The sequence below is a fragment of the Luteimonas dalianensis genome (assembly GCF_049339425.1).
GTDB classification, from domain to species: Bacteria; Pseudomonadota; Gammaproteobacteria; order Xanthomonadales; family Xanthomonadaceae; genus Luteimonas; species Luteimonas dalianensis.
In genome coordinates, this window is the sequence record NZ_JBMPPO010000007.1 from 179,209 (window position 1) to 198,759 (window position 19,551).

Genomic DNA, 19,551 nt, shown 5'->3' on the forward strand with positions numbered 1-19,551 from the left:
GCCATGCCCATCCACGACTCCGTCCTCGACCTCATCGCCGACACCCCGGTGGTTCGCGCCCGGCACCTCGACGCCGGCCCCTGCGAGCTCTACCTCAAGCTCGAAAGCCAGAACCCCGGCGGTTCGATCAAGGACCGCATCGCCCTGCACATGATCGACGCGGCCGAGCGCCGCGGCGACATCAGGCCCGGCGCCACCCTGGTGGAGGGCACCGCCGGCAACACCGGCATCGGCCTGGCCCTGGTGGCCCAGCAGAAGGGCTACAAGCTGATCCTGGTGATCCCGGACAAGATGAGCCGGGAGAAGATCTTCAACCTCAAGGCCATGGGCGCCGAGGTGGTGCTGACCCGCTCGGACGTGCCCAAGGGCCACCCCGAGCACTACCAGGACCTGGCCGCCAGCATCGCCGCGGAGACCGAGGGCGGCTACTTCGTCAACCAGTTCGGCAACCGCGACAACGCCGACGCCCACGAGCAGGGCACCGGCCCGGAGATCCTGCGCCAGATGAATGAGGTGGGCGGCGTGGACGCCGTGGTGGTGGGCTCGGGCAGTTCGGGCACCGTCACCGGGCTGTCCCGCTGCTTTGCCGAACACGCCCCCGGCGTGGAACTGATCCTGGCCGACCCGCAGGGCTCGATCCTGGCCGAATACGCCACCCGCGGCACCACCGAGGGCCCGGCCGGGAGCTGGCTGGTGGAGGGCATCGGCGAAAGCTCCAAGCCGCCGGTGATCTCCGACTTCTCGCGCGTGGCCCGGGCGTACTCGATCCCCGACCAGGAAAGCTTCTTCACCGCCCGCGAACTGCTGGCCAAGGAAGGCGTGCTCGGCGGCTCCTCCACCGGCACCCTGCTGGCCGCCGCCCTGCGCTGGTGCCGCGAGCAGACGGAGCCGAAGAAGATCCTCGTCTTCGTGCCCGACACCGGCAACAAGTACCTCTCCAAGCTCTACAACGACTACTGGATGCTCGACAACGGCTTCTTCGAGCGCCAGCAGCACGGCGACCTGCGCGACCTCATCCTCCGCCCCTACAGCCAGAAGGACACCGTGGTGCTGGCCCCCACCGACAAGCTGGTGATGGCCTACCAGCGCATGAAGCTGTACGAGATCTCGCAGCTGCCGGTGATGGAGGGCGAGCGCATCGTCGGTATCCTCGACGAATCCGACGTGCTGCTGCACGTGTACGGGGACGAGGAGCGTTTCACCGACCCGGTGTCCACCGCCATGACCAGCAAGCTGGACGTGCTGGACGTGAAATCCCCGGTCGAGGCCCTGCTGCCGGTGTTCGACCGCGGGCAGGTGGCGATCGTGACGGAGGGGGGCGGTGAGAAGTTCCTGGGGCTGATTACGCGGATTGACCTGCTCAACTACCTCCGCCGCCGCGTGCCATAACCGCAGCCCCCACATTTTCCGTACCTGAACGGCCGCGCTGCGCGGACGGCCCGGGTCGGGCCCGATGGTAGAATTCCGGGTTCGATTTGATCAGGATCCCCTTGCCATGACCGACCATCGCGGCGACGCCGACGACCATCAGCAGCGCTGGGGGCAGGGCACCCGCGCCATCCACGCCGGCCAGTCACCGGATCCGAGCACCGGCGCGGTCATGCCGCCGATCTACGCCACGTCGACGTATGCCCAGTCCAGCCCCGGCGAGCACCAGGGCTTCGAGTACTCGCGCAGCCACAACCCGACCCGCTTCGCCTACGAGCGCTGCGCCGCCGGGTTGGAGGGCGGCACCCGCGGCTACGCCTTCGCCTCCGGCCTGGCGGCCACCGCCACCGTGTTGGAACTGCTGGACAGCGGCAGCCACGTGATCGCCATGGACGATGTCTACGGCGGTACCTACCGCCTGTTCGAGCGCGTGCGCCGGCGCAGCGCCGGGCTGGATTTCAGCTGGGTGGATCTGAGCGACCCGGCCGCCTTCGAAGCCGCGATCCGTCCGGAAACGAAGATGGTCTGGATCGAAACCCCGACCAACCCGCTGCTCAAACTGGTCGACATCGCAGCGGTGGCGGAGATTGCCCGCAAGCGCGGCCTGATCGTGGCGGTCGACAATACCTTCAGCTCGCCGATCCTGCAGCGCCCGCTGGAGCTTGGCGCGCACATCGTCGTGCACTCGGCCACCAAGTACCTCAACGGCCACTCCGACATCGTGGGCGGCATGGTGGTGGTGGGCGATGACGAGGAACTGGCCGAGCAGCTCGGCTTCCTGCAGAACTCCGTCGGCGCGGTGCAGGGGCCGTTCGACAGCTTCCTGGCCCTGCGCGGGCTCAAGACCCTGCACCTGCGGATGAAGGCGCACTGCGAGAATGCGCAGGCGGTCGCCGAGTTCCTGGAAGGGCATGAGGCGGTGCAGGAGGTGATCTACCCCGGGCTGGCTTCCCACCCGCAGCACGAACTGGCCAGAAAGCAGATGGATGGATTTGGCGGCATTGTCTCGATCCGGCTGAAGGGCGGCTACGAAGCCGCGAAGCGGTTCTGCGAACGCACGGAGCTGTTCACCCTGGCCGAGTCGCTGGGCGGGGTGGAGAGCCTGGTGAACCATCCGGCGGTGATGACGCATGCGAGCGTGCCGGTGGAGCGGCGCAGGCAGATCGGGCTGGGGGATGAGTTGGTGCGGTTGAGTGTGGGGGTGGAGTCGCTGGATGACCTGCTCGCCGATGTCTCTGGCGCGCTAGAGAGCAGGGCTTCCTGATATGGGGCGATCCCTGATCCGCGACTACGTCGATAGTCTGCGGCACCCGGAATTCTGGATCTATGCGACCTGGCTGGTGCTGGTGACCAAGTACCGGCGGTCCAGGCTCGGCCTGCTCTGGGCGCTGGTTCCGCCGGCACTTTACGCGTTCGGCATCGGCTGGTTCTTCGCCACCCTGGTGGGTGTGTCCCCCCGGGAGCTGGTCCCGCACATGGGAATGGGCTACGTGGTGTTCCGGCTGGTGACGGCGAGCCTCAACGAGGCTACGACGGTTTTCACGGGGCACGCGAGCTTCATCCTGGACGGCCGGGTACGGCTGACGGACTACGTGCTTCGCGTGATCGGCGGCGGGGTCTTCTACTTCGTGCTCTCGATCCCGGTGCTGGTAGTGGCGTTCTCCATCAGTGCCACGTTCGATCCGTGGGGCTTGCTGCTGGTGCCGTTCAGCGTGCTGCTCGTGCTGCTCAACCTGGCGTGGATGGGCGTCGTGGTGGGGGTGATCGGTGCGCGCATTCCCGACGTCCACCAGCTCATTGGCAGCATCCTGATGTTCAGCTTCCTGTTCACCCCGATCCTGTGGTTCGCGGAGCAGGCGCCGATCAACTCCCTGCGGGGCGGGATCGCTCGGGTGAACCCGCTGTTCCACCTGGTCGAGATCGTCCGGGCGCCGCTGCTGGGCAACCCGATCGAACCCACGACTTTCGTGTACCTGGCCGGTTTCCTGGTCTTCGGCTGGATCCTGGCGGCGCTGGTTTACCGGCGCTACGCTAGGTTCGTCCCGATCTGGATCTGACGATGGGCGTTTTCCTCAAGGCTTCGGATGTGGGGCTGGACCTGCCCATCTATACGCAGGAGCAGGGCGGCGTGCGGGCGAGCCTCGGTGTGCTGCTGAAGGCCGCCTTCCAGCCCCCCCGACGCGAGATGCGGCGGATCCTGTCAGGCGTGAGCTTTGAGCTGCACAGCGGGGATCGCCTGGCCATCATCGGGCGCAACGGGGCGGGCAAGTCGACCCTGCTCAAGGTGCTGGTCGGTGCCTACCCGCCCTCAAGGGGCGCGGTCGAGATGGGAGGAGGCTGCCAGGCGCTGCTGAACCTGTCGCTGGGTTTCAGCGCCGAAGCCACCCTGGTGGAGAACATCCTGCTGCGCGGCATCGCGATGGGCCTCAAGCCCCGCGACGCCAGCGCGATCATCAATGAAGTGCTGGAATTCTCCGAACTTCATGACAAGGCGGGTCACCGGCTGCGCACGCTCTCGTCGGGCCAGCGGATGCGCCTGGGCTTCGCCTTGGCCACCGCCCTGCAAAGCGAGATCCTGATCATGGATGAGTGGATCAGCGCCGGGGATGCCGCGTTCGTGAGGAAGGCGAAGGCACGGATCCAGTCCCGGCTGACACACGCCCAGATCGTGGTCCTGGCCAGCCACAACGCGAGCCTGATGCGCAGCGTGTGCAACAAGGGCATCGTGATGGAGGCCGGGGAGGTGGTCGGCTTCGGCCCCGTTGACGAGATGCTGGAGCGGTATAACGAGATCGTGCGGAACCCGCCGCCGGCGGGAACCCTGGCCAGTGGGGGCGGTTGAAGTGTCCGCCCCGCCGCGGCGCCTGCCCGACGACGACCACGACGCGGACCTGCGGCTCCGGCTGGAGCTGCTGCGGTGCCGCGCGCGGCTCGACCGGGTACAGGCGCTGCTGGGGCCCTCGGAAGGCCGCGAGGCGGGCGCTGCAGGCACTCCCGCGGACGCGGCTGCGGCGATCGCGGCCCTGCTGGACGACAGACGCGAACTGGCCAGGCTGAAGGGTAGCCTTCGCTATCGCCTAGCGTCGCTGATGGTCGATGCAATGGTGCCCGTCGCCGGGGCATCGGTCACGGCCCGGCGCCTCGCCTCCGGTGGTGCCAGGTCCGGGCGCCGCGTCCTGGGCAGGCTGCGCCGTGGCGTCCGCGCGCGCGTGCCCGGCGGTGGCCAGGCGTCCGCTCCGCCGGAAGCAGAGATTCATGCCCTCCCTGCCCCCGGCGCCATGCCGGCGGATGCGGGAGGGTTCCGCATCGCGGCGGTGCTGGATCCCTTTTCCGCCGAAGGTTTCGCGCCGGAGTGCTCGCTGTGCCTGCTGACGCCGGCGGACTGGGTGGAACAGGTGCGCCGGCACCGGCCGCATCTCCTGCTGGTCGAGTCTGCATGGACCGGTCTGGACGGCGAATGGAAGGGGCAGGTGGAGCGTGCGCCCGCCGTGCTCCGTTCGCTGGTGGCGTCGTGCCGCGAGGCGGGAATCCGGACGGTCTTCTGGAACAAGGAGGACCCGCTGCACTTTGGCGCCTTCCTCGAGACCGCAAGGCTGTTCGACCAGGTGCTCACCACCGATGCCGACTGCGTCCCGCGCTATCGGCGGCTGCTCGGCCATGATCGGGTGGCGGTGATGCCCTTCGCGGTCCAGCCCGCGATCCACCATCCCGTCGGCCTCGGGCAGCGCAATGGGTCGTCGGTGTTTGCCGGCGCCTGGTACGGGCGGCTGCCGCAAAGGTGCCGGGATTTCACCCGCTGCGCGGATGCGCTGGCGCTGGCGGGGCCCCTGGTGATCCATGATCGGCAGGACGGCCGGGGCGCCGGCTACCAGCGCTTTCCCGCTAGGTACGCCGGCTCGCTGCGGCCCGCGGTCCCCTACGCGCAGACCGGGGCGCTGTTTCGCGGACACGTGATCGGCCTGACCCTGAACACGATCAAGGGCTCGCCCACGATGTTCGCGCGCCGCGCGCTGGAGCTTGCGGCCTGCGGCACGTCGGTCTACAGCAACCACTCGCTGGCGCTGCACGGCTTCCTGGGCGACGGTGCGGTGATATCGGACGATCCGGAGCGGTTGCTCACGGAGGCTTGGTCCGAACTGCGGCAGCCGTCTTCCCGCAGCTGCCGCATGCGCCGGCTGCGGGCGCTCCGGGCCGTCCTGGGCGAGCACACCTGGGCGCGAAGGACGCACGACCTGGCCCGGAAGGCGCTGGGGGTGGAGTTGCATCGGGCTGCCGACGCCATCGGCGTGGTTGCCCGGGTGGCGGACGAGGCCGAACTGGGCCGCGTGTGCGGCGCGTTCCGCCGCCAAGTGCTGGCAGGCGCGCAGCTGTGGATCGATGCGCCGCCCGGGCTGTCGCTTCCGGCATACGCGTCGCGCCTGGGCGAAGATGGGCCGGGCGCGGCCCGGTGGGTGGCCCTGCTCCACCCGGGCGATTACTACGGCCCGCACTATCTCTCCGACCTGGTCGCCGCTACCCAGTGGCGGCTGGGCGACATCATCGGCAAGGGCGCGTGGCATGCCTGGACCGGCGAGGACCTGCGGGAGCACGACGCGGATCGGGAGTACCGCCTCGTGGAGTCGTTGCCGCTGCGCCGGGCGATGTTCCGCGCGGACGCCGTGGCAGGGCCGGTGACGTCCCTGCTCGACCGGCTGGAGACGGGCGAGCTGGCCGGCAGGTGTGTCTCCACCGACGCCTGGGAGTACGTGCAGGGCGGCGCGGGCGTCGAGGCGTGTGCCGCCGTCTCGGCCCGTTGTTCCTCAACTCCGGCGATGCGCGATGTCGATTCCGCGGTATCGCGGCTGCCGGCCCAGCCGGACCCCGCTGGCGCGGGCGCGAAGGCCATCGACGGGGTGGCGCTGGCGGGGCTGTTCGCAGGCGGACGCACGGACCCGCGGGTCTCGTGCGCGGCGCTGAGCGGCAGGATGGAGCTGTGCTCGTTGCTGGAGCATGATCAAGCGGCCACCGTCTCCACCCGCGGCCTTCCGCTGGATACGCTGCGGGTGGACGGCGCGCTGCAGGCCTGCCTGCAGGCACCCTGGATGGCGTCGGTGCGGTTTCATCTGGAAGTCCTGGGAAGGCGGGGCCAGGTGCTCCAGCGCGTCCGCATGCACCCCTCGGTGATGGTCAGGGTCGCCGCCGGGGCCTTGGCCGCTTCCTGCAGGTTCACGGCCGAGGTGCGCGGGCCGGTGGTCCAGGAGATCGACGGCATCTGGGCGTCGCAGGTCCCCGCCTCGCCCGCACTCGTGCCCGGCAGGGGGCGCTTGGCGCTGGTGACCAACGGCTATCCGAAGGCCGGATCACTGTACCGCAACGGATTCGTGCACCGCCGGGTCATGGCGTACCGGGAGCGCGGCATCGGGGTCGACGTGTTCGTCGTCAGGTCCGGGAGCGCGGCGAGCGACTACGAGTTCGAGGGCGTGCTGGTACGCGAATGCGATCCCGGGACGCTGGCGGCTACGCTCGCCGGCTCCGGCCATGCCGCCATCGCCGTGCACTTCCTGGACGCCCCGGTGTGGGAGGCGCTGCAGGGCGTCGTCGGTCGGCAGCCGATCACGGTCTGGCTGCATGGGTCGGAGATCCAGTCATGGCGCCACCGGGAGTTCAACCACGCCACGGCCGCCGGACGCGAAGCGGCGCGACAGGCCGGCGAAGGACTTGCGGCGTTCTGGCGCCAGGTGTTTGCCCGCGATTGGCCGCAGGTCCATTTCGTCTTCGTCTCGCGGTTCTTCGCGGAGCAGACCTGGGAGGACCTCGGGCTGCGACCGTCCGCCGGCGCCTGGTCCGTCATCCACAATCCCATCGACACCGGGCTGTTCAGGTACCGGGTGAAGCCGCCCGCGCTGGCGCGGAATATCCTTTCCATCCGTCCCCATGCCTCCCGGATCTACGCCAATGACCTAGTGGCCGCTGCAATCCACGCGCTTGCCGGCCACGAGCTGTTCCCGTCCCTTGCTTTTACCCTGGTCGGCGACGGCGGACTGTGGGACGAGGACTTCCACGGCCTGGACCGCTATCCCAACGTCACCCTGGTCCGCGGCTTCCTCCCGCAGCGGGAAATCGCCTCGTTGCACCGGGCGCACGGGACCTTCCTGGTCCCGACCCGGGGGGATACCCAAGGGGTCAGCCGGGACGAAGCCATGTCCTCGGGCCTGGTGCCGGTCACGACCCGGGTGGCTGCGGTGCCCGAGTTCGTCGACGGATCCTGCGCCGAGGTCTGCGAGCCGGAGGACGCCGCCGGGCTGGCGGCTGCGGTGGTGCGGCTGGCCACCGACGGCGCAAGGTACCAGGCCATGTCCCGGCGCGCCGCGGAACGCGTCGTACGCCAGTCGGGCGGCGACATCATCATTGACAGGGAGCTGGCAGCCCTGGGGTTGGCAGCGGCCAATGCCTCCGGTTGCTGCGCGCCCATGACGGCCACAGGCCGGGTTTACTGAGAGGAATCTGCAATGTTGGAACCAACCCCGCGCAAGATCGCCATCGTCGGTCTCGGATACGTCGGACTTCCGCTCGCCGCCGCGTTCGGCAGGCAGAGGGAGGTGATCGGCTACGACATCAACCAGGCCCGCATCGAGGAGCTTCGGGCGGGACATGACAGCACGCTGGAACTTCCCGACGCCGAGCTGGCGGCCGCGCGTGGCCTGTCCTTCACTTCCTCGCTGGAGGACATCCGCGGCTGCAACGCCTACATCATCACCGTGCCCACCCCGATCGACACCGCGCGCAGGCCGGACTTCGATCCGCTGCTCAAGTCCAGCGCGGCCATCGGCTCGGTCCTGGAGAAGGGCGACTTGGTGATCTACGAGTCGACCGTATATCCCGGCGTCACCGAGGAGGTGTGCGTCCCGGTGCTGGAGCGCGAGTCCGGCCTGGAGTTCAACGTGGACTTCCACTGCGGCTACAGCCCGGAACGCATCAACCCGGGCGACAAGGAGAGGACCGTCACCAGGATCACCAAGGTCACCTCCGGTTCCACGCCTGCGATTGCCGACGAAGTGGACGCCCTGTACGCGTCGATCATCACCGCCGGGACCCACAAGGCCAGCTCGATCCGGGTCGCGGAAGCGGCCAAGGTGATCGAGAACACCCAGCGCGACGTGAACATCGCGCTGATGAACGAGCTGGCGCGGATCTTCGACCGCATCGGCATCGATACCCTCGACGTGCTCGCGGCAGCCCGGACCAAGTGGAACTTCATGCCGTTCTCGCCCGGGCTGGTGGGCGGGCATTGCATCGGGGTCGATCCGTATTACCTGGCTCACAAGGCGACCATGCTTGGCTACAATCCCGAACTGATTCTGGCGGCCAGGCGGATCAACGACGAGATGGCCGCGCACGTGGTGGCGAGGATCCTCAAGCTGATGGCCGGCAACAGGATCAACGTGATCGGCTCCCGCATCCTGGTGCTGGGCCTGGCATTCAAGGAAAACTGTCCGGACGTCCGCAATACCAAGGTCGTGGACGTGATCCGGGAGTTTGGCGGGCTGAACGCGGAGGTTTCGGTGAACGACCCGTGGGTGGAACCGGCTGCCGCGGCGGAAGAGTGCGGAGTGGAGCTGGTGCCTGAGCCGGAGCCGGCTGGTTATGATGTGATCGTGCTCGCGGTGCCGCACCACCAGTACCTGGGAACCGACGCCGAACTGCCGGTCCGTCGTTTCCTCCGGCCTGGCGGATTCATCTTCGACGTCAAGAGCGCCCTGGGGAAGGCGGAAGATGTCTATCGTCTCTGACCCGGCCAGGGCCAGCATGGGAGCAACCAGGATGCAGGAGCCGGTAGCCGACCTGAAGGGGCTGTTTGCGCCCCTGTCGCCGCAGCCGCTGGTGTCGGTGGTCATGACGACGTTCAACAGCGCGCAGACGCTGGAGGCCGGCGTCAGGTCGCTGCTCGAGCAGACGTACCGCAATATCGAGGTGATCGTCTCCGACGACGGTTCGACGGATGGGACGCTGGAGATCGCCAGGCGGCTGTGCGAGGAGGACGACCGGGTCACGCTGCTCCGGTTCGGCGGCAACCACGGCACCTACTGGGCCAAGAACTTCGGCATCTCGCGGTGCTGCGGCGAGGTGGTCACGTTCGCCGATTCCGACGATACCAGTGACGCACGCCGCATCGAGCTGCAGCTGGAGGCGTTGCGTTCGCCAGGGGCAGCCGTATCGACCTGTGCCTACAGCCGGGTGGACGAGCTCGGGGGTGAGCTGCCCATTCCGGGCTCGCGCGGATTCGCCTTCATCTCGCAGATGATCCGCCGGGACGTCCTGGAGGTCATCGGGTTCTTCGACTCCGTCCGCACCAGCGCGGACGACGAGATGCTGAACCGCATCCTGATCGCCTTCGGCGTCGACTCGCACGTCATCGTGTCAAAAAGGCTGTATACCGCCGTGGTCAGGGAAGGCTCGCTGTCCCACAACAAGGACAACCCGCGCTACTCGCCGGTCACCAAGGGGCTGAGTCCGCCCAGGCGCGCCTATGCGGAGGGGTTCCGGGCATGGCACGCGCGGGTGCTGGAGGCAGGCGCGATCCCCTACATCCCGTTCCCGGTGACGAACCGCCCCTTCCCGGTGGACCCCAGGCTGGCGGTGAGGGAAGGGGACTACGACAGCAACTTCATCAGCGTCGTCGCGTTCGGCTCCGAAGCGGGTGCCGCGCCTGCGCTGTCCGAACTCGGGCGGCAGTGCGAGCGCGCAGCCTCCTGCCGCAGGTCGTGGGCACAGGCGTCGGGTCTGGAAGGAGAGCGTTGGAAGGTCCACGTGGTTGCCGATGAGGCGGAGGCGATGCAGCTCGTGCGTTCGCGGACGGACTTCCCTGCAGGCCATGTCCTGTTCTGCGACCTGGCGATAGCCGTGCCGGGCGACTTCATCGAGCGGGCGATTGCTCGGGTCGAGCGGTCCGGGAGGACCGCGCCGCTTGCCGCTGCCGGTGCAGCGGGAGAGGAGCGCGGGGCGCCCGGCCGGTCTCTGCACGGGGCCGGCGGCCACACGGAGGGCGGGCAGGCCGGGGCTTCACGGGAGGTTTCACAGCCCGTCGCGAAGCAGGGCGCCGGCAAGGCGCCGCCGCCCGCGCCCGCCCGCCCGCCCGCCGTTGCCGACGGCGAACCGGCTGTAGCCGGAATGGAGGCGGAACCGCGGGCGACCAGGGCGGAGGCCGCTCGGGCGCCGGGGCGGGTGCGGCGGATGACCCGCGACTTCATCGCCCTAGGCAAGCAGTTCACCCGGCTGTGGTCGCGCTCGGAGCAGGCTGTCGCATTGCTGCTCGGAGCCGGGGCCGCGGTTCTCCTTCTCGGGCTGTTGCTGCAGTGGTCGTGGCTGTCGGGGCTGGGGACGGCGGGCATGCTGGGCGCCATCGGGCTGGCGGTGCTGATGAGCACGCGGCGGGCACGGCTGTTAGCGAATCCGGAGCACAGGGCCGCCAGCCACCTTCAGATATCGAGCCTGGTGCGAAGCGTGAACGTGTTCAGGCAAACCCACCTTGGCCGCGGGCCGGCGGTGATGCCCATCGAAGCGGTGCCGGCTCAGATGGCGGGAATCGTCCCAGCTCCGGGGGAAGCGGAGAACGTGCCGGCTCCGGTAGCGCTGGATGTGCGGAGTGAGGTGGTGGAGGCCATCCGCAAGGTCGGCGGCCTGTCGCCCTCCGCCGCCCTGGCACAGATTTCAGGCATCGAGGATCGCTACATGCTCGCACCGGATGCGCAAGGCGCCATCGCCGCGCTTCGCGCGGCGCTGCTGGCGCAGGCCGGACGTGCGCCGTTGGCGAAGGCGGAGCTTGGGCGTCTGGAGGCCGGCGATGCGCGTTCCCGCCAGTGGGTGGCTCGCGCACGCGGGCTGGTGGAAGATCCCGCGCCGGTCGCCCTGGAAAAGCTGGTGGATGAGATCGTGGGCAAGTTGCAGGAGGCGGCATGACGCCGTCCGGGACGATGGAGCAGGGTTTGAAGGAACTGGATAGAGAGCTCGAGGTGCCGCCGCTTCCCGCCGGGGCACGCGACGGGGCCAGGTTGCTGAGGGTGGAAGCGGAGGCGGCGGGAACACTCCACATCGCGGACTCCGCTCCTGGTGGCGAGTCCCGGGAGCGGATCCTGCGCTTCAGGCCGGGCGTGACCTGCGTTCCGCTGGATCGTGCCAGTCCCGCCCCCCTGCGCCTCCGCCACGGACCGGGCCCCGCGTCGGTCCAGGTGGTGGACGTTCCCGGCGTCCGTGTCGAAGCGAAGCAGCCATACGCATGTCCCGTTGTCTGCGGGCTGGCATCCATTCCCTCCAGGGTCAAGGCCCTGCGGGTTGCCGTGGCGTCGCTGCTGCACCAGGTGGACCACCTGTTCGTCTACCTCAACGGCTTCGACTCCGTGCCCGGATTCCTTGTAGCGGACGGGATCACCGTTTTCAGGAGCGGGGATTACGGCGATTACCGGGACAACTCCAAGTACTTCGGGCTGAGGTGCCTGGACGAGGAGGTCTATTTCTTCAGCGTCGACGACGACATCGAGTATCCGCGCAACTACGTATCGGCGCTGGTGGCCGCGATCGAGCGCTATGACCGCCAGGCCATGGTGGGCGTGCATGGCGTCGTTTACGGTGCGGGCTCGCGGCTGTTCCTGGATCGCGCGGTGCTCCACTTCGGCGAGGCCCTGGATACCGACCTGCCGGTTTCAGCGCTGGGAACCGGGACCACGGCGTTCCATACGTCCACCCTGAGGTTCGACTCGCTGGAATTCGTCGAGGTGGGGATGGCCGACCTGGTGCTGTCCCGGGTCGCGGCGGAGCAGGGGGTTCCGGCGATCTCCGTAGCCAGGCCGGCGCAATGGCTGCGCGGGCTCGACGTGCGTGCTTCCGCCCAGAACCTCTATGCCGAGAGCACCGTCGTCGACAGTCCCCACGATCTGTTCATCCGCAAGGGGGGCGTGCCCGGTCCCGGCCGGATCCACGGGGCGATCCTGGGTTCGCCGGCGGTGCAGGCGGCGCTTGCCGCCGATGCATCGGCGTTCCTGGCGTACCTGGTTGCACTGGAATCCAATGCGGACTCCGACTCCCTCGCGGTTCCGCATGGCACGCTGCTCGTGGAGCTTGCCGCCAGGCTCCGGTGGCCCGGCTTGGCGCTTGCGGTCGCACGCGGTGCGCTCGTCGGTGCCTGGAAGACAAGGAAGGATCTGGCGCTGGCCACCGGGCCGATCCGTGCAGCCTCGCTCGGCCTGTCGGGGTCCACATGGAATGAGCTGACGGCCATCGTCGATGAGCACGTCGCAGGCTTCCGTCTGCTGAGGCCGGAAGACGAGTACGTCGACGCCTCCGCCGAGGCGGAGGACGCGGCGCTCGCGGCGGGCAGGACGCACGGGGATTCGCGGCTGGGGCTTGCCCTGCTGGTGCTGAAACTGGTGGTCGCGGGGCGCCCCAAGGCGCTGCTGCGGGTCTATGCCGAGCTGCTCCGCGCGGAGCTTGCCAGACTGGCCGGAGAGGTTCACGACGCGCTGTCCGGCCTGTCCCCCGCCACGGCCGCGGAAGCCGTGGTGGAGCGGGCCAGCGTCTGGATGGAGAGGGGGGCGGTGGAGGATGTGCTCGACGACGCCGCACGGCTGGTGGAGACCGGACACCTCGGCCGGCAGATCGTGGCGGTAGCTGGACTGCTGACCGGCAAGCCCTGGACCGAAGACATGGTGCTGACGCTTTTCGCCGAGGCCGGCAACGCGCGCCAGCTCAGGCGGATCCGCGCGCTGACCAAGGTGCTCACCAAGGTGCCGTTGCCTTCGTGCAGCCCGGAAATATGGGCCGACCTGATGCCGGGGATGGACAAGGAGGTCCGCAGGTTCGCGGCTGCCGCCCTTGTTGCCAACCGGGCCTGGTCGGAGCGGATCCCCCTGGACAGCCTGGACCTTGGAAGCCGGACGGAAATGGCCCTCTGGCGCGCGGCGACCCGCGCCCCGGACCAGTTCTCGTTCCGGGACGCGCAACACGCGGTGAATGCCGTCTTCCTCTCTGGCGGCCTGCTGCCCGTGGAGGTGGGAACCGGTCCGGCAGACGGCTTCTTCCATGCACTGGTGGCGGAGCCGCTGCCGCCGTTCCGTGATCCGGCGGCGCCGCTGGTAAGCGTGGTCATGGCGGTATACGACGGCCAGGAGACGATCGACTACGCACTGCGGTCGGTGCTGGCCCAGACCTACCCCAACATCGAGGTCATCCTCGTCGACGACTGCAGCCCGACTCCTCTGCAGCTTCCGGAGTGGGCGAGGGAGCGCCCCGACGTGGTGCTGAAGCGTGCCAGCGTCAACTGCGGCCCGTACGAATGCCGCAACATCGCCCTGGCCACGGCCCGCGGCGACTTCGTCGCCACGCAGGATGCGGATGACTGGATGCATCCGCAGAAGATCGAGAGGCAGGTCATGGCGCTGATGCAGTCGAACGCGGTTGCCAGCTACAACCGGCACATCCGCCTGCTTGCCGACGGTGCGCCCGCGCTGGAGAACAACGGGCAGTTCATGGGCGACGGCCCCATCACCAGCATGTTCCGCCGCCCGGTGTTCGACGCCATCGGTGGCTTCATGGCGGTGCGGACGCGGGGGGACATGGAGTTCAAGTCCCGCATCGTGAACCGCTATCGGGCGTCACGGATACTGCATGACGACGCGGTCACCCTGCTGGCGCTGGATTCGATGGCCAGCAATTCGAAGGTGTTTACCCGTACGGCGGTGGACGAGCAGAACGTGGCAAGGTTCAAGCGCTGGTACTCCATCGAGCAGCCGGTGGCCTATTTCAGGACCCGGCCGGCGGTGCCTCCGAATATCGGCAAGCTGTTCCCAAAGACAGGAGAAGACAATGGCTAGCAAGTGCATGGTCATCGTGGCCGGGATCCTCCTGGTTGCAACAATGGTCGGCTGCAGGTCCGAACGTGCCGGCTCAGGAGCCGGGGCCGATGTCGAGGGAGTGCCTCCCGTGCCAGCGGGCGTCCAAGCGGTAGGTCCGGGCGTCGAGCGGTGCACCGACGAGATCCTGCCGCGGTTGATGGGCGAGATCGGTTACCAGGTCATCCATTCCGAAACCTCCAAAGCGGGCTGCGTGGTTGTCCTGGAGGCGCATGACCCGCCCGGGGCGGTCCAGGACCATCTGGCAACGGCGGCGGGGGAACTGGGCTACACGGGTACCGGTGAAGTCGCGGCCAAGGGAGGGCAGCGACTGACCTACTCCGGGGCCGACGGGTTAGCCATTTCCATCCTGATGCGTGGGGAAGGCCCGGTAACCATGCAGTACCCGGATGCGGAATCCCATCTGGAGCTGCACTGGTATGAGCCCAGCCTGCTGTAGTAAGGCGACCTCACGTTGACTGCATCCGACGGAGTGAAACAGCGCGCGGGACTGCGCGCCGACATCCAGGCCCTGCGTGCCGTCGCAGTGTTGACGGTGCTCGTGTTCCACGTTTGGCCAACCGCCATGCCGGGTGGTTATGTCGGCGTGGATGTCTTCTTCGTCATCTCCGGATTTCTCATTACCGGAGTCCTGCTGAAGGACCTTGACCGCGGTGGCCTGGATTTCCGACGGTTCTATGCGCGACGCATCCGGCGGCTCCTGCCTGCCGCATCGCTGACGCTGGTCGTCACGCTGCTGGTGGCCTGGCTGGTGCTGCCCGGCTCCGCTGTCAGATCCCTCGCGGTGGAAGTACTGGCATCGGCGCTGTACGTCGTCAACTGGTTGTTCGTATCCAACTCGGTCGACTATCTCGCCGGCGGCGGGGCACCAAGCGCCGTGACGCATTACTGGTCGCTGTCGATCGAAGAACAGTTCTATATCCTCTGGCCCCTGGTGATCTTCGGGGCGGTCCTGGTTGCCCGCCGTGCCAATGCAAGCGCCAGGCTGGTATCAGGCTGGCTCCTGGGTCTCATGATCGTGGCGTCGCTCGCGTGGGCGATCCACCTTTCGTTCGTCAATCCGGCGCCTGCGTATTTCATGACCACGACTAGGGTCTGGGAGCTGGGGGTCGGGTCCATGATTGCGATCCTGGGCATGAAGCTGCCCGCTTCCCGGACCGGATGGGCTTCGCTGTTGGCCCTGGGTGGCTTGGCTGCGATCATGGTCAGCGCGCTCTTTTACGACACCACGCTGCCGTTCCCCGGGTACGAAGCCACGCTCCCCGTGGCGGGGGCGGCGGGCGTCATTGTCGCAGGCGTTACCCCGGGGTCACTGCTGGGAAGGGTCTTCAGTTTGCGGCCGCTCCAGTACATCGGGGACATTTCCTACTCCCTTTATCTTTGGCACTGGCCGGTGGTCGTGCTCTATCCGTATGTTGCCGGACGGAACGTGGAGCACTTCGCGGATGTGTTCACGGTGGTGGGCGTATCAATGTTGTTCGCTCACGCCAGCAAGGCTTGGGTGGAGGATCGATTCCGCTCCCCGAGTTCCGGGGCGTCAGGACATCACGCGGGGTGGGCATCCGCACCGGGGATCGCGGTCTTCGCGACGGGAGCGGTTCTGGCCGGCTCGCTGCTTGTGCTGGGCGGCGTGACCTCCAGGACGGTGTCGGTTGCAGTGGCGGACGAGAATTATCCCGGCGCCTTCGCGGGCCATTCCCCCGCGGTGGCCGTTCCGATTCGTCCTGTCATGCCCGACCCTGATTTCGGTGGCGATGACAGGGGTCCGGCATACGGAGGCACCGAGGGCACCCCGCGGTGTATCGCGCGCTGGAACCAGACCGACCTCATGGAGTGCGTTTACGGAGCACCCGAGGCGCGACCCCACATCGTACTGATAGGAGATTCGCACGCCGTACATTGGCTGCCGGCTTTCGAGGAACTGGCGGAGAACGCGAACTGGCGCGTCACCGGGCTGACGAAGGACAGCTGCGCCTTCACGGACGTGATGCTGCAGTACGGTCGAAGGGGACAGCCGGCCCGCGACTACACCGAATGCAAGGCGTGGCGGGAGCTGGCGATGGCCAGGATTCTCGATGAACGCCCAGACCTTGTGGTGGTCAGCTATTCACCCAGGCACCGGATTGCCGGTTTGGATCATTCCCAGTCGCAGTCAAGCGTCGCCGAGGGCACCGTGCGCCTGGCGCGCGCCCTGATCGACAGCGGGATTCAGGTGGCTGCCATCAAGCACACCCCCTGGAACCGCCGCGAGATACCGGATTGCGTTGCGACGAATGCGGATGACTGGAATGTTTGCTCAACCGAGCGGCAAAGCGCCCTTGGACGTGCTGCTTTGAGCATCGTCGCTGAACGAAGCCCAGAAGTGACGTTGCTGGATTTCGACGCGACTTTCTGCACGCAGACATCATGTCCACCCGTGATGGGCAACGTGTTGGTGTATCGCGATTCCCACCACCTGTCGGCGACTTTTTCAAGAACCATGTGGAAGGAACTCTATGATCGGCTTGAGTTCGTGGACTAGGCTTCAAGTCGCGCGTTGCGGGCGGATGGCCAGTGGACCCTCGGTCGCGACGAATTCAGAGGCTTGCGTGCGATGAGGGTGTTTTTGGGCGGGGTTGCCGCCAATGCCGACGAGGCCGAGCGCGCGATGCGGGGTGGGGCCAGCTCGGTCTCGTTCAACCCGCAGGGCCTTGTGCGCATCTGGGAGCGGCGGCGCGGCGGTGTCTTCGGCGTTCTCTACGGCCACGTGGAAGATGCGCGCGACGGAGTCGTCGAGCTTGAGGATGGCCGGGTGATCCTGTGGTCCGGCTACACCGGCGAGCCGGACATGAAGGCGTTCTTCGCCCGCAACCTTTCATCGTCTTCCGGGCCGGTCGCGCTGCGCGCCGTGGCCGGAGGCGTCGCGGCGTTCACCGTGATCGACTTTGCCCTCGGCGTGGTTCACGGCTGGAGTTCGCAGCCCGGAGTGGAGCCGATCTACTATTCGGACACGCGGCTTTCGAATCGGCCACTCGGCGTCTGCAACGGCGTTGCGACGTTCAACGAATCGTACCTGGACTGGTATATGTCCACCGGATACGGGTTGGACGATGTCACGCCGTTCCAGGGCGTGAGGGCGCTCAACAGCGCGGAGATGGTGACGCTGGGCGCCGACGGCGCGCGCACGGCGGGGCATCCCAACCCGGCCATGCCCTACCGCGACACGTCCCTGGAGGAAATGGCCAAGGATGGCGTCGCCGCGCTGGAGGCGGCCGTGCGTCCACTGCGCTCGTTCGACAAGGTCGAGCTGTTCCTGAGCAATGGCAAGGACAGCCGCCTGTTGGCGGCGGCGCTGAAGCATTCGGGGATCCCGGCAGTGGCAACGACGATGTCGCTGTCCGACCGGTCGGCGATCCGGGTCGTGAGGGAGGTGGCCCGTGCCGCCGGCATCCCGGTGGCGGAAAAGAACGTTGAATTCGGGGTCGAGAGCGTCCGCAGCAACCTGGTCTCTTCGCTGAGAAGAGCGGAGGGGATGCTCAACTGCGAGGCGAACATCGACATGTTGCCGTGGCCTACGAGCTTCGATCGCGGCCAGGCGATCATCTTCGGACATTCCCATCTGCAGAAAGGCGGGTTGTTGAGGGGTCCCGTCGAGTCGAAGGCCCACGCCCTGAACTACCTCGGCAGGAGATTCGACAATCCGTTGGCCACGGACGCGCTCAGGAGCAAGGTCAGGAACCGGATTTCCGCATGGCTCGAGCACCGGGCGGACGTCGATCCCGGGCACTCGGTGTACTGGGCGGCACATGACTTCCGGGTAACCCATTACCTGCGTGCCCACTATCACAGGTTCTCGGCAAAGGGGGTGCCGGTTTACCCGCTTATCGACGAACACTTTGCAAGGTTCTGCGGCGCCTCGAACATGATGCTGAAGGTGGACGAATCCTTCATGTTCTCGATGCTGCTGCTGATGTGTCCTGAAATGCGCGACCTGCCGATGTCACGCAACCGGTGGAAGTTTGAACTGGATCGGCCCGACGGCCGGTTCCCGGGATACGATGCGCGCGCGGTCCTCGCCGCGGACGAGGTGGATTCGATTCCTCCCGAGCGCTCCATATGGCAAAGCTCCGGTCTCGTGGCCACCGCCCGGGACGCGGTGCTGTCGAGCAGGCTTCGCGATGCATTGCTGTCGCGCGTCAGCGCCGGCATGCGCGATGCGGTCCTGAACTGGAGCGGGCGGGGGTTCTTCCCCGGTGCGCCCGCGCGCCGGCGGGCCAGGATCCAGCTCCTGCGGATGTATGCCGTTACGGTGCTTTGCGAGGATGTCATCGGCGATGCCAGGCCAGGCCCGGAGTCGGCGCTGGCGGCCGGGCGCGCCGGTTGACGTGGGCAGGGGCTGCCGACATGCTGCGCAACGCACATTCAGGAGCCGTGAGACATGAAGTTTCCGTTGCCAGTGCTGGACGCATCCGGTGGGGTCCCTTCCGACCTGCAGTTCGACGACAGCGCCCTGGCGACCACGGTCGGCAAGATCGTCGCAAGGCAGGGGATAGGGGGATACGAGCCCGAGACCATCGGTGCAGCCCTGGCACTGGTCTCCTCGGGAGGCTTGCGCAACTTCGTTGACGTGGGCGCCAACATCGGGCTGTTCTCGCTGGTCCTGAAGTCGGTTTTCGGCGCGTCGATCCGGGTGCGTGCACATGAGCCGCTTCCGGGCCTGCTGGCGCACTGCCGGCGCCTGGCGGAAGCAAACGGCCTGGACATCCAGTGCCGGCCCGAGGCGTTGTCGGATACCAGCGGCACGGCGAAGTTCTATGTTTCCGCGAAATCCGACTCCTCGAACTCCCTGAACCCGAGGTTCCGTCCTGCCAAGGATGTCATCGACGTTGAGCTTGCCACCATCGATGAGGTGTATGGCGGGGAGCCCGCCGATGGCTGGTTGTTCAAGATCGACACGGAGAGCACCGAGCCTGATGTGATCCGGGGCGCGTCGGCTTTCATCCGCCGCGCTCGACCCTGGATCATCTGCGAGGTGCTGCATGGTCGTGGCGAAGACCGGCTCCAGCTGCTGGTCGACGAGCATCGATACCACGCATACCACCTCAAGGCCGGGCCCCTGACAGCGCCGGAACCGATAGCGGGCGATTCCACCTACGAGTATCGCGACTGGCTGTTCGCTCCCGTTCCCGTCGGCGAAGCGTTCAACCAGCACTACGCAGCGTGGCAGCGGGCACTGGCCAGGGTGGCTTTGAAGGCCTGACGC

The 19,551-nt window shown here is 67.5% G+C and carries 12 protein-coding genes; all 12 read left to right on the top strand.

From position 1 onward, the window contains the following. Nucleotides 1-3: 3 nt before the first annotated feature. The 12 genes from ACOZ90_RS11790 to ACOZ90_RS11845 all read left to right on the top strand — a co-directional run bounded on the left by ACOZ90_RS11790 (nucleotide 4) and on the right by ACOZ90_RS11845 (nucleotide 19,548). Nucleotides 4-1,389 carry a pyridoxal-phosphate dependent enzyme gene (locus tag ACOZ90_RS11790; RefSeq protein WP_422893844.1) on the top strand — a complete coding sequence of 462 codons (1,386 nt, stop codon included), beginning with the start codon at nucleotides 4-6 and terminating at the stop codon, nucleotides 1,387-1,389. A 106-nt stretch (nucleotides 1,390-1,495) separates the two neighbouring features. Then, on the top strand, nucleotides 1,496-2,692 hold the full coding sequence (locus tag ACOZ90_RS11795) for a cystathionine gamma-synthase (protein WP_422893845.1): 1,197 nt from the start codon (nucleotides 1,496-1,498) through the stop codon (nucleotides 2,690-2,692). 1 nt (nucleotide 2,693) lies between these two features. Further along, complete coding sequence (locus tag ACOZ90_RS11800) at nucleotides 2,694-3,485, top strand: ABC transporter permease (protein WP_422893846.1); 792 nt, start codon at nucleotides 2,694-2,696, stop codon at nucleotides 3,483-3,485. Between the two features lie 2 nt (nucleotides 3,486-3,487). Further along, the gene (locus ACOZ90_RS11805; protein ID WP_422893847.1) at nucleotides 3,488-4,270 is read left to right on the top strand and encodes an ABC transporter ATP-binding protein; all 783 of its coding nucleotides are present in this window, start codon (nucleotides 3,488-3,490) and stop codon (nucleotides 4,268-4,270) included. 1 nt (nucleotide 4,271) lies between these two features. After that, a complete protein-coding gene (locus ACOZ90_RS11810; RefSeq protein WP_422893848.1) occupies nucleotides 4,272-7,904 on the top strand; it encodes a glycosyltransferase in 3,633 nt (1,210 codons plus the stop codon). Nucleotides 7,905-7,916: 12 nt separating this feature from the next. Next, on the top strand, nucleotides 7,917-9,197 hold the full coding sequence (locus ACOZ90_RS11815; RefSeq protein ID WP_422893849.1) for a nucleotide sugar dehydrogenase: 1,281 nt from the start codon (nucleotides 7,917-7,919) through the stop codon (nucleotides 9,195-9,197). Between the two features lie 31 nt (nucleotides 9,198-9,228). After that, a complete protein-coding gene (locus ACOZ90_RS11820; protein ID WP_422893850.1) occupies nucleotides 9,229-11,364 on the top strand; it encodes a glycosyltransferase family 2 protein in 2,136 nt (711 codons plus the stop codon). Continuing rightward, the gene (locus ACOZ90_RS11825) at nucleotides 11,361-14,270 is read left to right on the top strand and encodes a glycosyltransferase family 2 protein (RefSeq protein ID WP_422893851.1); all 2,910 of its coding nucleotides are present in this window, start codon (nucleotides 11,361-11,363) and stop codon (nucleotides 14,268-14,270) included. The genes ACOZ90_RS11820 and ACOZ90_RS11825 overlap by 4 nt, the downstream gene beginning before the upstream one ends. Nucleotides 14,271-14,277: 7 nt before the next feature. Beyond that, nucleotides 14,278-14,748 (top strand): hypothetical protein, encoded by a 471-nt coding sequence (locus tag ACOZ90_RS11830; RefSeq protein ID WP_422893852.1) that lies wholly within the window; start codon nucleotides 14,278-14,280, stop codon nucleotides 14,746-14,748. 15 nt (nucleotides 14,749-14,763) lie between these two features. After that, the gene (locus ACOZ90_RS11835) at nucleotides 14,764-16,830 is read left to right on the top strand and encodes an acyltransferase family protein (RefSeq protein ID WP_422893853.1); all 2,067 of its coding nucleotides are present in this window, start codon (nucleotides 14,764-14,766) and stop codon (nucleotides 16,828-16,830) included. Between the two features lie 72 nt (nucleotides 16,831-16,902). Then, entirely contained in the window at nucleotides 16,903-18,672 is a 1,770-nt protein-coding gene (locus ACOZ90_RS11840; protein ID WP_422893854.1) for an asparagine synthetase B family protein, read from the top strand. A 54-nt stretch (nucleotides 18,673-18,726) separates the two neighbouring features. Further along, nucleotides 18,727-19,548 (top strand): FkbM family methyltransferase, encoded by an 822-nt coding sequence (locus ACOZ90_RS11845; RefSeq protein ID WP_422893855.1) that lies wholly within the window; start codon nucleotides 18,727-18,729, stop codon nucleotides 19,546-19,548. Nucleotides 19,549-19,551: the final 3 nt, after the last annotated feature.

Excerpts from the sequence above, each read along its gene's own strand:
- ACOZ90_RS11790 (WP_422893844.1), top strand. The coding sequence starts at position 4 with ATGCCCATCCACGACTCCGTCCTCGACCTCATCGCCGACACCCCGGTG.
- ACOZ90_RS11795 (WP_422893845.1), top strand. The coding sequence starts at position 1,496 with ATGACCGACCATCGCGGCGACGCCGACGACCATCAGCAGCGCTGGGGG.
- ACOZ90_RS11800 (WP_422893846.1), top strand. The coding sequence starts at position 2,694 with ATGGGGCGATCCCTGATCCGCGACTACGTCGATAGTCTGCGGCACCCG.
- ACOZ90_RS11805 (WP_422893847.1), top strand. The coding sequence starts at position 3,488 with ATGGGCGTTTTCCTCAAGGCTTCGGATGTGGGGCTGGACCTGCCCATC.
- ACOZ90_RS11815 (WP_422893849.1), top strand. The coding sequence starts at position 7,917 with ATGTTGGAACCAACCCCGCGCAAGATCGCCATCGTCGGTCTCGGATAC.
- ACOZ90_RS11820 (WP_422893850.1), top strand. The coding sequence starts at position 9,229 with ATGCAGGAGCCGGTAGCCGACCTGAAGGGGCTGTTTGCGCCCCTGTCG.
- ACOZ90_RS11825 (WP_422893851.1), top strand. The coding sequence starts at position 11,361 with ATGACGCCGTCCGGGACGATGGAGCAGGGTTTGAAGGAACTGGATAGA.
- ACOZ90_RS11830 (WP_422893852.1), top strand. The coding sequence starts at position 14,278 with ATGGTCATCGTGGCCGGGATCCTCCTGGTTGCAACAATGGTCGGCTGC.
- ACOZ90_RS11840 (WP_422893854.1), top strand. The coding sequence starts at position 16,903 with ATGAGGGTGTTTTTGGGCGGGGTTGCCGCCAATGCCGACGAGGCCGAG.
- ACOZ90_RS11845 (WP_422893855.1), top strand. The coding sequence starts at position 18,727 with ATGAAGTTTCCGTTGCCAGTGCTGGACGCATCCGGTGGGGTCCCTTCC.